Here is a 17,382-nt window from a genome sequence, read left to right as displayed (position 1 = left end):
ATGTACTATTTAGAGATTTCTTTATTTCCAACAAGAATACCAGATACACTCCAATGGTTAAAACTGGATCCTTCATCGTCTCCTTGATCAATCACTACCTTAATAACATGCTTCCCTGCTTTTAAATTACTAAGAGGAATATAATAAGGCGATGTTAAGGTTGCAGGACACCAATTGGAACGACTAAGATCACTACTTGACAATCCGTTTCCAAAATTTCCAGAGGCTGGGTTGGACATTCTATAGGTAGCACAATCACTTCTCCATGGAACATGCTTAAAAATCAACTCGTCATCTATCAACAACTGGTTTACCTTAGGAACAAACTCATCACCATTGCCCCATCCACCGTGACCGGTTGAGGTATATAACAACTGTAAATCCTCCACATTTTCATCTAAAGTAAATTCCACAGCCAGGGTATCATTTTTAAACATACGACCGTAATTTTGACCACTTGCCTCCATCACATTCAAAGTATAAAATAGTGGTTGAATATATTTCTCTGTCGCAGCAGTCTCTTCAAACGGAGGATAATAATTCAACTCCAAGCTCACCTTATGACCACCTTTGTCATAATTCCCAATGAATACACCAATCCAAACTTCATCTTCTTGTAAAGGAATTAATTCTGTCACTTCTTGTTTGTAGACAACAGAATCCTGCCAGTTGTAATTATTGATCGGTCTCTTCTCATTAAAATGTCCCACTCCAAATGAAGTAAAGAATCTCATCAGCTCCACAGGTACGGTATAATTATCATCACTCACTACTCCCTGGTATTCCACTCCTTTTTTGTCAATATAGATAGGGAGTTCCTCTTTTCCATTTTTCAGGGCTGTCAGCATCGAATTTTTATCATTGTTCGCAATGGTAAAAACACAGCCTGTTCTGTCGTAGGCATCACCATTCGACCAGTTTGTAAGCTTCACAAAAACACTACCTTCCGGATTCAAATCAGGCATTTTAATCTTTTTCATGATCACCGTACCCTTTGAAAAACGATAGGTATGATTCAGGATTTTTTCCTTAGGATTCGTTATACCTCCCTGGAAATTGATTTGCTCCTTATCGAATACAGGAATGGTCCTGTACCTTGATTTGATAATTAACTCTCGATAACGTGCCTGGTCAATTTTAGGAGTATTTTCTGCAGGATATTCCATAAATCCCTTTTCCTTCTCAATGGATTTTGCCAGAATGGTACGATTCCCATTAACCACGTATTTTAATACCAATCCATTGTCGATAATTACAGATAAGGATGGCGATGCACTTACTTTTGCTTCAGTGGTGTACCAAACATCTACTCTATTTGAAAAAATAAGGAAACTGGCTTTTTTACATTCATAGCCTAAAATGGTCTCCTTCTCGTCGGTTTCTTTTGCTGTAGGTAATTCTGAAAATGGTGTGATCTGCTGAAATTGTCCATCCTTAAGTTTCAGCACCTTCACCACATTCTTTGACTTGTAATTAATAAAGAAGCTTTCAACTTTTGAAGAGTTTGATAATTGCGCGATCCCATTGATCACAGTAGCTGAAACACCTCTATTGGGAACCAGTTTACCATGGCTGTATTGCTCATAGCTAATCTTAAACCCCTTCTCTTTTTTCTCTGCTCCTGATACCAAAAGAGAAAAAGATAAAATGCTTACCAGGAATAGTATTCTTGTTTTCATAGGCTTGTATTACAAAATTAAGCCAAAGGAATAACAGTAAACCTGAGTAAATACCTAAGTAGGTAATCGAATCTCTAACTGGTTTAATGCATATTATTCCTTTGGCTTAATAAATTAGTGGATTATTTCTGATTGCTCATCGAATAAGGATAGCTGTCTTCTGATGTTCCACGCTTCCTATTCGCTTTCTTCGACATATTAAAATCTATTTTTCCGCCTTTTAAGATATCTCCATGCTTAATGAAGTTCTTCTTAAAAGATTTCCCATTCAATTTAATATCCTTTACAAAAACATTCTCTTTGGAATTATTTGTACTGCTTATGGTAAAGGTTTTTCCATTTTCAAGAGTCAGTTTTACCTTGTCAAACAGAGGAGAACCAAAAACATACTCATCGGTACCCGGACAAACAGGATAGAATCCCATGGAACTAAACACATACCAAGCCGATGTTTGTCCATTATCTTCATCACCACAATAACCATCAGGCTGCGATGTGTACAAGTTATCCATTACTTCACGTACACGAGATTGAGTTTTCCATGGCTCACCGGCATAATTATACAGGTAAATCATGTGCTGAATTGGCTGATTACCGTGAGCATAGTTCCCCATATTCACAATCTGCATCTCACGAATTTCATGGATTGTAAATCCATAATATGAATCATCAAACTTTGGTGGCATTTCAAATACTCCATCTAAAGTAGAAATGAATTTCTCTTTACCTCCCATAAGATTAATCAACCCATTCACATCTTGAAAAACGGACCAGGTATAGTGCAAGCTATTTCCTTCAGTAAAGGCATCACCCCATTTTAAAGGGTTAAAAGGAGTCTGGAACTGACCATCCTTATTCTTCCCACGCATCAAGCCTGACTCTTTATCGAATACATTATTAAAGTTTTGCGCTCTCTTGGCAAATAAATCAATTTCTTCTTGTGGACGATTCAATTCCTGAGCCAGCTTCCAAATACAGAAATCTGCATAAGCATATTCCAATGTTCTGGCCGTGTTTTCATTTATTCCCACATTGTATGGCACATATCCTAACTCGTTGTAATATTCCGCACCATAACGTCCTACAGAAGTAACATCCTTATTGTAACCTTTGGTGTTTTTAATGATGGCCTCATACAAGGTTTCAATATCATAACCACGAATTCCTTTTAAATAAGAATCGGCAATCAAGGATGCTGAATTCGAACCAATCATACATCCCCTGTGACCAGGACTCGCCCATTCAGGCAACCAACCACTTTCTTTGTAGGTATTTGCTAAACCTTCCATAATTTGAGCATTCAAATCAGGATACATCAAAGTAAAAAATGGAAATACTGCCCGGAATGTATCCCAAAAGCCATTATCTGTAAACATGTAACCAGGCAGTATCTCTCCATTGTAAGGACTGTAATGAATTACTTCATCATTATCATTTATCTCGTAAAATTTCCTTGGGTATAGAAGAACTCGGTATAAACAAGAGTAAAAAGTTCTTACTTGCTCCTCTGTTCCACCTTCAATTTGAATTCTATTAAACTCCTTTTCCCAGGCTTGTTTTGCTTCTTCTTTTAGTTGATTGAAAGACTTATCACTAATTTCTCTTGAAAGATTTAATTGTGCTTGTTCAGGACTCACAAAAGAAGAGGCTACTTTCACATGAACCGTTTCACCTTTCTTTGTTTTAAAACCAATCACGGCACCAACATGTTCTCCCTCGGCTTCTTTTGAACCCTTCTGAATTTTGTTCGCATCCCAGGTATGAGTCACCTCAAAATCCTTATCGAATTCAGCCACAAAATAGTTGTGGAAATTATCAGGAACACCTCCCGAATTATTTCTACAATAACCAATAATCTTTCTCTCCTCAGGGATGATTTTCACTTGTGATCCTTTGAAAAAACCATCCAGTAAGATGTATGAGTTCTCATTCTCGGGAAAAGTGAATCGAAACATAGCAGCACGCTCTGTAGGCGTTACTTCAGCAACCACATCGTAATCTGCTAAATAAACACTATAAAAATAAGGTCTTGCCTCTTCTGCTTTATGCGAAAACCAAGATGCTCTCTCCTCTTCGTTATATTTCAGTTCTCCGGTTACGGCCATTAATGAAAAGGCTGCATAGTCGTTGATCCAAGGACTTGGTTGATGTGTCTGCTTAATCCCTCTGATTTTCTTTGCATCATAGGTGTATCCCCATCCATCACCCATTTTTCCGGTCTGGGGAGTCCAAAAATTCATTCCCCAGGGTAAAGCAATTGCCGGATAGGTATTCCCGTTCGAAAGTGCATGCTCCGAATCGGTCCCCATCAAAGTATTCACTAAATCAACCGTATTATTCTTCTCTTTATCGTTATTCTTGCTTGCCGACGCACTTATCGCAAGAAATAATAGTATTATAAAACTAATCTTCTTCATTCTTCACTTACTTCTAGTACACAATTGATTTTGGTCTATCTTTTATTTTAAAACCAAATTCTTTATTCGGTTTTGAGTCCATTTCAAATATCAACTCTCCTCCATTCATGATATCTTTATGAGTTATGAATGACTTGGTATAGTTCTGTCCATTTAACTTCACCGACTGGATATAAATATTCTCTTTACTATTGTTATTGGCAATGATCGTAAATGATTTGTCTGCACTTAAATTAATGCTCACCTTATCAAATAAAGGTCTACCAAATACATAAGCACCATTGGAAGGATTTACAGGATAAAATCCCATAGATGACATTACATACCAAGCTGACATTTGACCACAATCTTCATTACCACATAATCCATCAGGCTTATCAGTATATAATTCATTAAGGATATAATCTACTTTATCGGCAGTTTTGAATTGTTCTCCTGCATATGCATACAAATAAGTTATGTGATGACTTGGTTCGTTTCCATGAGCATATTGTCCAATTAATCCGGTAATATCAGCAGAAGCTCCTTCTTCCAATTCTGAAGAAATAGAGAATAAACTGTCCAATTTTGTAAGAAATGGTTCATCACCTCCCAATAATTGAATTAAGCCTTCAGGATCTTGTGGAACCAACCAAAGATATTGCCATGCATTTCCTTCACAATAATCATTTACCCTATGCTGTGCTGATAAAGGATCAAATGGAGTTCTCCAGCTACCATCTTTCATTTTACCTTTCATGAACTTGTCATTGGGATCGAAATATTTTTGGTAAGCCTTAGCTCGTTCCGTGAAATACTTAGCATCATCGTGTTTACCAAGTTTTCTTGCCAACTGTGCAATTCCCCAATCGCTAATCGCATATTCCATTGCACTTGCAACCGATTCGTGCATCATATCACAAGGAATGTATCCATACTTCTGCAATTCTTTTACTCCTGGTTCGAAATCACCCATTGCAGTAGTTTTAACAGCTTCATATGCCAAATTAATATCGAAACCTGAAAATCCTTTAAGACAAGCGTCTACAACCACTGGTACCGCACTATACCCAACCATTGTATTGGTTTCGTTTCCTCTTAAATGCCATACAGGAAGCTTAGCTTGGTGCTTATAAATTTCAAGCATTGAGTTGATCATATCAGGTACTCTTTCCTGTTGTGTAATTGTATACAATGGATGAGCTGTTCTGTAGGTATCCCATAACGAGAACAGGGTGTAATTTGTACTGTTGGTATTGTTGTAAACCTCTTTGTCGGTACCTCTATAATCACCATTTACATCATCGAAAATATTAGGTGCAATTAGGGTATGATACATGGCAGTATAGAAAACTATTTTGTCTTTCTTATTTTGAGTTTCAATATGAATTTTTTCAAGTTCCTTGTTCCATTTGGCTTTGTTTGCAGCAAGAATCTCATCGAAACTCCAATTTGGCATTTCGGTTTTGATATTTAGCAATGCATTTTCCATACTTACAGGCGACATACCAAACTTCACCTGAACCTTCTCAAAAGATTCTGTGGAAAAATTAAGAAATGCTTTGATAGCTTTCCCTTTTCCAGCATCTCCATCTAATTTTTTATCGCCATTATAAACCATGATATTTTGAACTGGCTTTGACAAAACCATTGCAAAATACTCACGTTGATCTGCAGCCCATCCTTTTGAAAAGCGATAACCTGCCACAATGGTATCATTTACCTTATGAAAGAAAGTTTCTGTTGCCTGATCTCCATTACCTTCTTTTAAATCAATAATTAATCTGGATTGTTCTGATTTTGGATAGGTAATTTGATGCATGGCAACTCTTTCGGTGGTTGTCATTTCAACACCTACATTATAAGTATCCAAAAACACTTTATAATAACCAGCTTCGGCTTTTTCTGTATCATGACTGTAATAAGAAGCATAACCTTCTTCTGGATTTTCTTGGGAACCTGGGTTAATTTTTAACTCTCCTACAGCTGGCATAATTAAAAACTCGCCCAAATCAGTACAACCTGTTCCACTCAAATGCAAGTGGGAAAATCCTTTAACAATACTATCTGAATAGTGATATGATGAACACCAATCCCATCCTTTATGAAAATTGCTAGGTCCAGCCTGAATTGCTCCAAAAGGCACACTGGCTCCAACAAACACATGACCATGTCCCCCTGATCCAATATATGGGTCAACATATTGAGTTAAACTATCATCATTTGTGTTACCACTTGTTAGCTGACAGGATGCAAGTGCACCCAACAAAAATGACAATCCTAGTGTTTTGATTGATTTTAATTTTTGCATTTGGTTTTACTATATGGTTTAGTAATAAGGTTGATATATAATAAGCTTATCGCTCTAATATTTCTCTAATTTAATATACCTTTTGCGAAAAGGCTACAAAACAATCCTTCTTTTTATATTAGGTAGAAGCAAACCTATTATTCTGATTTTTTTTACCCGTAGGTTATATTGATAATGGGAGCTGCCGGAAAGCAGCTCCCAAATAAATTGTAAGTAATTATTACTTAATAACATTCCATGAGATTCCTCTCATCTCTCCATGATAGTTACCGGTAACATCTTTAAACTTAACACCACCAACTTTATTTAGTGGGAAGTAAGCATTTAGTCCAGCTTCAGTACCATCGATATCTGCATCTAAATCAACAGCATCACGTGCAACATCCCAAAGACGGAAATCTTTGATAGAACCATGCATTTTACCCCAGCCGTTTCCAAGCCACATTTCTCCCCAACCTGAAACTTCAGGAGCTCCTATGTCGGTTTGAACACCTTTTTCTACGCCATCAACATATAAAGTTGTTGTTCTTGCTGTGTTATCGTGAACGATAGCAACATGCTGCCACTCTCCAGACTTGATTGAAAGAGCTTCAGCTTTTGGTCCTTGCCAACCACTACCTGCATTGGTAAAGTTCCAAAGTCCACCTGATGACAATAATGCTTCTTCAGTTAACTCTTTGTAACCATACACCCAAATACCGTAGTTACCATTGTTAAAGAATTCTCCTGTTCCGTACATTCCCAATGACTTCACACGTACATCAAACTCTACAGTGTAATCACCTTGAGGAGTGTAGTTAGGTGTAATTCTGAAACCAATTGCTTTTGGATTATCACGATCAACATAAACACCAGTTGCATCAGCTACCAAATTTTCCTGAACCAAAGTAAGTTTGCTTGTAATGAATTCAGCTTTCTCATCTAACTCAGCCTGCTTTTTAGCCGCTGTCAACAATGCTGTACCTTCGTCTATCAATGATTGTAAATATTCAATTGTTCCAACAGGATAGTCACCATCATTTTCACCTTCAACAACGCTGTTCTTAAGATCTGAAGCATCGGCAATTACTGCATTCAATCCATCGTAGTTAAGCTCGATTACTGGTGGAATTCCATCTGCTGCCCATGATACACTACCTTTAAAAGTTGCAGTATAATTTCCGGTAACATCCTTGAAGTTAGTTCCTAAATCAGCATCGAATGGGAAATACATTGCCAAACCTTCCTCAGTTCCTTCGAATGTAGCATCCTGGTTGCTTGCAATCTGATCAGCAGTTCTTGCTGTAGACCAAACTCTCACATCCTTTAGCATACCATTGATAACACGATCAGTCCAGGTTGGACCATTTCCAAGTACGAAAGATGCTACTGGAGCTGGTGAGTATGTTTTAGTTTGAGCAGCCACTTCAACACCATTAATGTAAAGCTTCTGGCTAGAAATTTCATTTACAAATGCAACATGCATCCATTCTCCTGCTTTCATGGTTCCTGCTCCGGTCTCAACCTGATCCCATCCGCTACCGTTACCTACATTCAAGTGGATGTTACCATCGCTGAAGTAACGGATCACAAAACCACTATCAGGACCTGATTGCTCAGTTGCGAAAATGTTGTTTGAATATCCCTTTTGAGCTAAATCAACTACATAGATCTTAGTTTCGATGGTAAAACTCTTAGCAAATACCGGTAAGATATTATCGGAGATCTTGATATAAGTATCATTGGTCTGATCGATAATCGGTACTGCTAGTTGTACAATATTACCTTTGAATTTATTGATATAAATTTGAAGTTTATTCGCTGCATCAACGATGTCATCCTGAGAATCTGCGCGCTCAACGGCCCAGTTCACCCAATTGATAACCTCCTGAAGTTCTACCTTAGAGCCAGGCTTGTAGTCTCCCGGGCTAATTCCTTCCTCGCTATTTGCGATTAAGCTTTCTGCCTCAGTAATTAAAGCATCTAATGAAGCGGTTTCGTAATTTCCACCTCCATTATCGTCATCATCACAAGCTGCAAAGGCAAACACCATAAGGAAAGCAGCCAGGTACGACAACATTTTTATATTTAATTTAATTGCTTTCATTTCTTAAAGATTTTGAGTTATTAGAAATTGCTACTCATTAAACCACCAACTTTATCCTTAGTGTTAGCAGTATCCCACCAAACACGAATGCCCATTTTATCCGTATCTTTGGTATTCATTGAAGATGGAATATTGGCACTATTTTGCTCGTGCTGATTGTTTGGGTAACGAATACGTTTTACCCAACTGCCAGCGTCCACAGTTGAACTTCCACTAACACCATCTTTTGGTAAAGTAATGTCCGGATAATCAGTTCTTCTAAAATCAGCCCATCCTTCAACTCCGTTAGGGAAGTTGGCAATCCATTTTTGAGTAATGATTTGCTTTAACTGTTCTTCATTTGAACCACCCAAATTTGACAAACCATTGATGTAATCAGTTGCATCTGAAGAAGCAACACCAACATAGTCCATTGAAGCCTGAACACCACTTAAATACAAAGCATTTGCATCTTCGCTAATCCAGCCTCTCAATGCTGCTTCTGCCTTTAAGAATTGTACTTCAGAAAAGAACATTACAGGACAATACATCTTGTGTTCTCCACCATCACCAACAAAATCGATATAACCACCAGTTAAATTAATGGCTGCAAAATCCTCTTTCACTTTTGCTGGAACCGTATTAAATCCATTCTCCAGTCCAAAGTATTTTTCTTTGCCAACCTGCTCTTTTGTCTGGCCAACTTTCTTATCATCTACCGTTCTTTGGTAAGTAAACCATTTTGGTGTTCTTGGATCTTCACCAACGGATGATGTATTGTACAGATAATCAGACATAGTTTTCGACATGCGAATGTTGTTCCAACTCCATCCCATTTGGTGCAAATAATCGTTCCATCCTTTGCTCCACATTGGAACTTTCACAACATCTGCATTTGATTCAAAAACTCCACCAGGTCCGTTGATTGCTGCCAACGCTTCTGTTTTCGCTTTTTCAGGATCGACATTGGAAATTCGCATCGCCAATCTCAAACGAAGTGAGTTACCAAACTTTCTCCATTGCAAGGCATCTCCATCATAGATCAAATCATATCCATCTGAATACCTATATTGAGCAGCATCTCCAGTAATGCTATTAACGGCATTATCCAATCGCTTGAACAAATCAGCGTACACTTCACTTTGTGGATTATAGGCTACAGATTCCCCTTTTCCAACACCAAAATAAGGAATATCACCATATGAATCAGTCATTCTTGACCAGTAGTAACATATCCAAATCTCTTTGATGGCAATGGCATCAACATAATATGGATCTTCACCATATGTATCGCTAATTGCTATTGATTTAGGCAATTGACGGGTATAGAATTCTTTCCACTGGTTTCCAATCCATCCATCAACATATTCGTAACGAGCTGATCCAAATCCTGAAACCGTATTGGCCCAGTATTGAGAGTATAAATCAGGATATAAATTTACATTTCGCTGATAGTTAGCAAATACCTCCATTTGCATATCATGAAGAAAGAATCTTGGTTCAACTTGAGTTGCTGAATCCGAAGGAACATTCATATCTCCAAAATCATCGGAACAAGCTTGGCTAAACAGCAGTATTCCAAGCAATGCGTATATATAATTATTAAATTTCATGTTGTTCTTCTTTTGCAATTAAAAACCAAGATTAAGTGAAAATCCATAAGTACGAACAGATGGTACCGGAGCAAAATCATAAGCTTGTGCTACGAAACTAGAGCTGTAAGCACTGGCATCAGGTACTGTTCCTGGTGTATTCTTGTGGAAGTAAAATAGGTTACGTCCGATCAAAGAAACCTTGGCCGATTGAATTGGATTATTTGGAATTTTATTCAAAATAGTCTTTGGTAAGTTGTATCCAATAGCAAGTTCTTTTAGCTTGATATGTGAAGCATCGTAAATGAACTCCTCATCAGCCTGTGCTACTTTTCTCCAATAATCCTGGGCAGAAATCATTACATTGTTGGCACCACCATCTACAGTTACACCATCAACAAATAATGCCATTCTGTTATTCTCAAGAGTACGCTTTGCAGTACCAGCAGAAACAGCAGCTTGTTCAGAGGTAGATAGAATGTCTCCACCTTGCTGAATCGATACCAATGCTGACAAGTAGAACCCTTTATACTCAGCATTCAAGTTGATTGCTCCGGTCCAATCTGCCTGAACATTTCCAAGAATGTTATGCTCTTCATTCGATAATTTCATCAAACCATTGTTATCAACAATGATATCGCCATTTTCGTTTCTGTCATATTTTGATCCTCTGATGATACCCAATCTCTTACCTGGCAATCCAACAAAGCCTTCGTTGTCATCAAACTTGTAAACAGGCATATCTTCGTAAAGCTCCTCTAATGTTCCTTTGTTTTTCGCAAAATTGAAACCTACAGTCAACTTAAAGTCTTCTGTTTTAACAGGAACAGTTGTCAACATTACCTCAACCCCTTTGTTACGAATCAAACCTGCATTGATTAATCGGTATGGGTATCCAGTTGTTTGGTCAGTAGACAGCTTCAAAATCTGGTTCTTAGTATCTTCTTGGTAGTAAGTGAAATCTAAACCAATTCTGTTACTGAACAAACGGATATCTGTACCAATTTCCCATGAAGTAGAAATCTCAGGTTTTAAATCTTTGTTTACCAATACATCCGGCACTTTTCCTTTCGAAAGATCAAAGTCTCCACTTTCAATTTTATAGGTCTGACTGGTTTGATATGGATCAGCAGCTTTACCCACCTGTGCCAAAGATCCTCTTACCTTTGCGTAAGAAACAAATTTCGGCAATTCAAACATCTCTGATAACAGAGCACTTAAACTTACAGATGGATAGAAATAAGAATTGTCAAATTCTGTATCAGCAGATGTTAATGTTGAAGACCAATCATTACGAGCAGTAAAATCAAGGAAGATCATGTTTTTATAAGCTACCTGACCAAATCCGTACATCGATCTTACTTCAGACTCTGTAATACTTTCAACAGCCTTAATGTTTGACCCTGCACCCAAATAGAAATCATCTTCAGAAGACAATTTACCTGAGAAAGATCTTAACTGTTTGAAATGACGCTTCATGGTATTTGCACCCACATTTAAGCTAATGGTAAAATCTTCGTTCAAATCCTTATTATAAGACAACAGGAACTCGTAGTTTTCTTCCTTAAAGTTTGACTGTGTTGGATTATAATCAGGACGATTTGGATTGATGTTATCAGCATACTGGTAACCATCTAATGATGAGAACTGGAAAAAATCCATACCATACTTAAACTTAGCTTTTAAGTCTGATGTAAGTTTTACATTGGCAGCAATAAAACCAAAGGTTCTGTTCTTCTTATCATTGTTCACATATTGCTCCTGCAAAAAGTATGGGTTTCGATTACCAGGGCTGGCATCCGAATAGATCTTCTCTACATGCTTTCCTGCAATAATATCGTAACCTGGTTTCAAATCACTAGGTCTAATATTTCGAGGCATTGTATTGAAATAGCTTACATAGCTGTAGTTTCCTACCTCTGGCCTCTGCTCTCCTTCTGTTAGGAAGAAAGACAACTTACTTTCAACATTCAACCATGAGTTAATGTCATAATCAGCACGCAAATCGAATGTTGTTTTCTCAACCTTGTGGTTGTCGTAGATTCCATTAATGATATCTTTTCCCAAAGACATTCTGAAAGATCCATCATCATTACCGCCAGAAAAAGATACGTTGTGTTTGTGAGCTATACCAGTTCTGGTAAAATCTTTTAACAAGTTCCCCTGGTCTTCAAAAGGAATCATTTCACCGGTCCATGATTCAACTTGCTGACCTTTCATCTCAGGTCCCCAAGATGCAGTTTCAGTAGTATAGTATTCTCCATTGATACCTTGTCCAAATTTATCCTGAAGATCCAACATGTATGCTGCTTCGGAAAGCGTCATACTACCTGAATAACTAATACCTAAACCTTTATTGCGTTTTCCTTTCTTGGTAGTTACCAAAATTACACCATTACCACCACGCTCTCCATAAAGAGCAGCAGCATTGGCACCTTTTAGTACAGAAACAGATTCAATGTCATCAGGATTTAAATCAAAAGCACCACCGGCTCTTGAAGTACCTCCCCAAACAGAACCATCATTTGAATTTCCATTATCAAATGGTACACCGTCAACAATCCACAATGGCTCATTATTTCCTACAAGTGAGCTTACCCCACGAATATCAATTCTGGAAGAACCACCAACACCACCTCCGGTTTGATTGATTTGTACACCGGCTACTTTTCCTTGTAAAGAGCTTACAAGATCACCGTCACCCGCTTTGGTCAAATCTTCAGCTTTTACATCCTGAACCGCATAACCAAGAGCTTTCTTTTCTCTTTTAATACCTAAAGCAGTTACTACAACTTCATCAACTTGTAAAGCATCTGCCGCCATAACAACATCAATTACAGATTGAGAACCTACTGTAATTTCCTGAGTTGTCATCCCAACAAAACTAAAAACCAATACACTTGATTCGTCGACAGCAATTTGAAATTTACCATCAATATCAGTTACCGTACCAACTGTTGTACCCTTTACAACAACAGACACTCCAGGTAATGACACTCCTGACTCTTCAGTTACCGTACCTGTAACAATTTTTTGCACAGCTACCGCTGAATTGTCTTCAGATAGACTGTTAACGTTTGCATTTGCAGCAAATGGAGAGCTTAATACTGCAACAAGCAAGGCTAAACTGCTAATCTTCCTTCCAAAACTTAATGGGTTAGTTAAGATGGAATGAAGATTACTTAAATAGCATTTCTTCATAGTTAGTAAATATTAATTATACAATGAACACAAAATCATGTGAAATTTTCTGAGGCCAATATTAGCGCAAACGTATTAATTCACGATTAATATTGAATTAATCACCAAATCAAATACATTAACCAGTCTGTTTGATATTGATTATCTGGATGTTATATCTATTAATTCTAATTCACTTTTTTTTGAGATGAAAAATTGAATTACTCCATTCTCAACATTATTCAGCAGATGAAATTTAAAGTGAATTTAAGCTTGTAAGAGTACCGTAAATTACCTTATAAATTGGCCCTTCTACAAGTTTTTTATAACATCTTTCTTCATTCTATAATAAGATTTGAATATCTTTGATTTTCACAAAAGATTTTAATTATTAACCAACTCTCTCATATAAAATAATGCGATTAATCAATTGCTTAATTCTTCTGTTAGTTTTTATTCCTGATTTGTTTGCAGATCATGGAGTATATTTTAAATCTAATGAAGTAAATAAAGAAAATCGAACTGGCATTGATATTACACACAATGGCAATATTTCCTATACCAATAACTTTACAATTCATTTTAATTTATCTTTTCGAGAATCTGAAACACACTATGGCGAAATCCTTTCACTTAAAGAAGCCAATAATAAAAATCTAATTCAGGTTACCTACCGAATGCCAGACTTATTTGTGATACACAATAAGCGTGAAACAAAATTCCATTTAGATCTAAATAAAGAAGAAATTCAAAATAACCGATGGATTGATTTTGAACTACATATAGATGCGATTAATAATAAAATTAATCTGCAATTTGCAGACAAAAAACTGCAGTCAGATATTGATTTTCCTCAGAATTCTGATTTTGCATTATCATTGGGTGTAATCAATAAATACGGATTCTTTATTGATGAAGTGCCTTCTATTTCGATAAAAGATTTAAGTATTAGAATTGATGGAGCTCCCAGACATTTATGGCCATTCAAAAAAACAGATAATTTCCTGGTAAAAGATATTCTTTCCAGTAAAACGGCTAAAGTTTACAATCCTGATTGGGTAATTGATTATCACAATAAGTGGGAAAAAATAGAAAGCTTAAATTTCTCTTCATTGCCTTCCTTATTGTACGACAAGAAAAGTGAGCAAATCAAGTTCATATTCATGGATGGTACAATACAAAGTTTTGATCCGTTAACAAAAACTCTATCGGTTATAAATAAAAAAGTTGATGGTTTTCCTTGTTTTGAAAAAGCACAGCAAATTATTTATAACAAGAATGGAAATATAACTACTTACAGTTATAACCAGAACTTGATTTCCTCCTATGATTCGATTAATAATTCATGGAACAACAAAAAAGAGTCTACTGAGGATGACACTCCTAAACTGTGGCATCACAACAAATTACTTCATCCTGAAACTAAAAACATCACCACTGTATGTGGATATGGCTATTATTCTTATTTCAATGATATCTTATCATTTAATACAGAAACCAATAATTGGGATAAATTAAACTTTTCAGGAGATACAATAAGGCCAAGGTATCTTGCTTCTTTAGGACAGTCTGGAAAAAACTCAAACTGTTACTACATTTTTGGTGGCCTGGGAAATTCTATGGGCAAGCAAATTTTAGGAAAAGAGTTCTATTACGATTTGCATAAAATTGATTTCAAAAATCAAGAAATAACCCACTTATGGGACTACAAATGTGACGACCAATTTCAGTATTTACCGGTCAATAGTATGAAAGTTACTGCCAATGATAGTAGTTTCTATACTTTAATGTTTTCATCAACAAAACAAAACACTTATTTAAGAGCCATTAAAGGGTTTATAAACGAGGCAGGAATTGCATTTATAGGTGATAGTATCCCGTATAATTTCCTCGATATTGATTCTTTTGCTGACCTTTACTACTGGAATAGTGAAAATAAACTCATCGCAATTACCTCTCATAAAAAAGAAGATTTGAGCCATGAGGTTAATATTTATACAATCAGTTACGAACCAGGAAACAAAGACAATTTTGATATTAACGGAGTAGGATTACCTCTCTCGGTTAAAATATTTTACTCTTTACTTGTTATTTGTATCATTCTTCTAGGATTATTTATAGTCAGGAAAGTTAAAAAGGATCGTAGAACAACTGAAATACAAACAACTTACACTTCAACAGAAATATTTGAAGCTCCAATATCTGATTATGAAGCTCCAAAGCAAAATGCCATTATCTTATTTGGAGGTTTTCAGGTTTTTGATAACAAAGGAAAAGATATTACCTATAGATTTAGTCCTACCCTAAAAGAACTATTTCTCTTAATCCTTTTAAATACTATTAATGAAGGAAAAGGAATATCATCCAAAAGAATACAAGAATATTTATGGCCTGATAAATCGGAAAGCAACGCAAAAAACAACAGAGGTGTTAACATCAAAAAACTGAGAGGTATTCTTGAGGATTTACCAGGGACTGAAGTTGTTTTTGATAACAATTATTGGAAAATCGTTCTTCCTGAAAATATTTTTTGCGATTTAGAGCATGTTCGAAATGAAATAAAACTGATACGAGAACAAGGCAATATTGAAAATATAGCTGAAATCATCATTATTCTTCAAAGAGGTTCAATGCTTCAAGACATCTTCCCGGAATGGTTAGATTCATTCAAAGATTCAAATACAGGATTGATTGTAAGCACTTTGGAAGAGATCCTTAAAGATGAAAATCTTGACAAAGTAATTAGTCTTGCCATATCTAATGTAATATTCCAATTTGATCAGATGAATGAAACTGCTCTAAAAACAAAGTGTCATTTGTTGGCATCGCAAGGAAAGCATAGCTTGGCAATAGAAACATTTGAGCACTACAGGAAACTATATCTAAAATTCTACAACGAAGAATATCAATATACATTCAAAGATATTGTATCAAAGGAGAACTAATCAAACAAAAAGCCTGACACATAAAGCGTCAGGCTTTTCTAATCTAATCTTTAACAATGAAAAATCCGGAAAGAGCACTATTAAATTCTCAATCCGGATATCACACTACTACTACAAATTTTTCAATGCAAATGCATAAGCTCCAATACCTATGGCTTTGCTTGCTCCAAGTTCACTAGAGCACACAGCCAAACGAGGGTTTGGATCATATTTTATTGTCTTATCTGTTCCTGGAATTTTAATATCTGTTGAATGATTTGCCGCAAACTCTGCAAATTCATCTTCATTATCGATATTGTATACTTTCTGAACTAATCTTGGCAAAGAATCTCCATTTGAAGTATAACATTTGCCGTTCATTTCTTCCAATGCTGCTGGCATATACAAATCATGAGCACCTGTAAGACCTCCACCAATAACAGCTATTCCATCTGTAATTGTCAATAAATTGGCTAAACTATCGCCCAAACATTTTCCAAAAGTTTTAAATGATTCCAATGCTGCTGCATTATCCGGATTAGTTTGATCCATAGCAACATCGTATACATCTTTTGGCATTAAATCTTTAGGATATTCACTTTTTGCACGAGAAAGAAATTCTCTTTGTATGGCTCTTGTACTAATTCCCTCTTCAGCAAATCGTTCTGGATAAATACGACTACTTGTTAGCCAAACCTCAGTGGCTATTGAGTTATCACCAATTAGCAATTCACCGTTGTGCACCAAACCACCACCAAAGCCAGTTCCTAAAGTAACTCCAATAAGATTCTTATATCGTTTAGGACTTCCAGCCTGTACCAATTTGTTATTAACCTCTGGCAAAACACCACCTAGAGCTTCTCCATATACAAATAAATCACCATCGTTGTTAATAAATACGGGAATATTGAACTTCTCCCGTAACATTGGTCCCAATGCTACACCTCCCCTAAATGCAGGCAAATTAGGTAAATCACCAATAATACCATTTCTATAATCAGCCGGACCAGGAAAAGCAAAACTAATGGCAACCGGTTTTTCACTCAATTTATTGGACACTTCTTGAAATCCATCTACAATGGTCTGCAAACACAAATCTAAATTGTCAGCATTTGATGGTTTTCTAATAGGTTCAACTACTTCTTCCCCACTTTTCATAGCCGAGAAAACAAAATTTGTTCCTCCTGCATCAAGAGTCATTACAACTCTTTCATCTCTCCAAATATTCATTCTTA

8 protein-coding genes are annotated in these 17,382 nt (G+C 36.4%); 1 reads left to right on the top strand and 7 read right to left on the bottom strand.

Annotation, left to right across the window (positions count from 1 at the left end):
* Positions 1 to 5: 5 nt before the first annotated feature.
* The 6 genes from BXY64_RS08730 to BXY64_RS08705 form a co-directional block, all read right to left on the bottom strand.
* Positions 6 to 1,679 carry a PNGase F N-terminal domain-containing protein gene (locus BXY64_RS08730; RefSeq protein WP_120239493.1) on the bottom strand — a complete coding sequence of 558 codons (1,674 nt, stop codon included), beginning with the start codon at positions 1,677 to 1,679 and terminating at the stop codon, positions 6 to 8.
* Between the two features lie 122 nt (positions 1,680 to 1,801).
* Positions 1,802 to 4,096, bottom strand: a complete 2,295-nt coding sequence (locus BXY64_RS08725) for a GH92 family glycosyl hydrolase (protein WP_120239492.1) — start codon at positions 4,094 to 4,096, stop codon at positions 1,802 to 1,804.
* A gap of 13 nt (positions 4,097 to 4,109) precedes the next feature.
* Complete coding sequence (locus BXY64_RS08720; RefSeq protein ID WP_120239491.1) at positions 4,110 to 6,386, bottom strand: GH92 family glycosyl hydrolase; 2,277 nt, start codon at positions 6,384 to 6,386, stop codon at positions 4,110 to 4,112.
* A gap of 220 nt (positions 6,387 to 6,606) precedes the next feature.
* The gene (locus BXY64_RS08715) at positions 6,607 to 8,472 is read right to left on the bottom strand and encodes a LamG domain-containing protein (RefSeq protein WP_120239490.1); all 1,866 of its coding nucleotides are present in this window, start codon (positions 8,470 to 8,472) and stop codon (positions 6,607 to 6,609) included.
* Positions 8,473 to 8,492: 20 nt separating this feature from the next.
* The gene (locus tag BXY64_RS08710) at positions 8,493 to 10,064 is read right to left on the bottom strand and encodes a SusD/RagB family nutrient-binding outer membrane lipoprotein (protein WP_120239489.1); all 1,572 of its coding nucleotides are present in this window, start codon (positions 10,062 to 10,064) and stop codon (positions 8,493 to 8,495) included.
* An 18-nt stretch (positions 10,065 to 10,082) separates the two neighbouring features.
* The gene (locus tag BXY64_RS08705) at positions 10,083 to 13,244 is read right to left on the bottom strand and encodes a SusC/RagA family TonB-linked outer membrane protein (RefSeq protein WP_120239488.1); all 3,162 of its coding nucleotides are present in this window, start codon (positions 13,242 to 13,244) and stop codon (positions 10,083 to 10,085) included.
* 395 nt (positions 13,245 to 13,639) lie between these two features.
* Here BXY64_RS08705 and BXY64_RS08700 point away from each other — a divergent pair, with 395 nt between their 5' ends.
* Positions 13,640 to 16,168, top strand: a complete 2,529-nt coding sequence (locus BXY64_RS08700; protein WP_120239487.1) for a hypothetical protein — start codon at positions 13,640 to 13,642, stop codon at positions 16,166 to 16,168.
* A 111-nt stretch (positions 16,169 to 16,279) separates the two neighbouring features.
* Here BXY64_RS08700 and BXY64_RS08695 read toward each other — a convergent pair whose 3' ends face one another.
* Entirely contained in the window at positions 16,280 to 17,377 is a 1,098-nt protein-coding gene (locus BXY64_RS08695) for an ROK family protein (RefSeq protein ID WP_170150619.1), read from the bottom strand.
* Positions 17,378 to 17,382: the final 5 nt, after the last annotated feature.

The organism is Marinifilum flexuosum (assembly GCF_003610555.1).
GTDB classification, from domain to species: Bacteria; Bacteroidota; Bacteroidia; order Bacteroidales; family Marinifilaceae; genus Marinifilum; species Marinifilum flexuosum.
The sequence above is the reverse complement of the archived record's forward strand: the minus strand, read 5'-3'. Positions and strand labels throughout refer to the sequence as shown.

Excerpts from the sequence above, each read along its gene's own strand:
- BXY64_RS08730 (WP_120239493.1), bottom strand. The coding sequence starts at position 1,679 with ATGAAAACAAGAATACTATTCCTGGTAAGCATTTTATCTTTTTCTCTT.
- BXY64_RS08725 (WP_120239492.1), bottom strand. The coding sequence starts at position 4,096 with ATGAAGAAGATTAGTTTTATAATACTATTATTTCTTGCGATAAGTGCG.
- BXY64_RS08720 (WP_120239491.1), bottom strand. The coding sequence starts at position 6,386 with ATGCAAAAATTAAAATCAATCAAAACACTAGGATTGTCATTTTTGTTG.
- BXY64_RS08715 (WP_120239490.1), bottom strand. The coding sequence starts at position 8,472 with ATGAAAGCAATTAAATTAAATATAAAAATGTTGTCGTACCTGGCTGCT.
- BXY64_RS08710 (WP_120239489.1), bottom strand. The coding sequence starts at position 10,064 with ATGAAATTTAATAATTATATATACGCATTGCTTGGAATACTGCTGTTT.
- BXY64_RS08705 (WP_120239488.1), bottom strand. The coding sequence starts at position 13,244 with ATGAAGAAATGCTATTTAAGTAATCTTCATTCCATCTTAACTAACCCA.
- BXY64_RS08700 (WP_120239487.1), top strand. The coding sequence starts at position 13,640 with ATGCGATTAATCAATTGCTTAATTCTTCTGTTAGTTTTTATTCCTGAT.
- BXY64_RS08695 (WP_170150619.1), bottom strand. The coding sequence starts at position 17,377 with ATGAATATTTGGAGAGATGAAAGAGTTGTAATGACTCTTGATGCAGGA.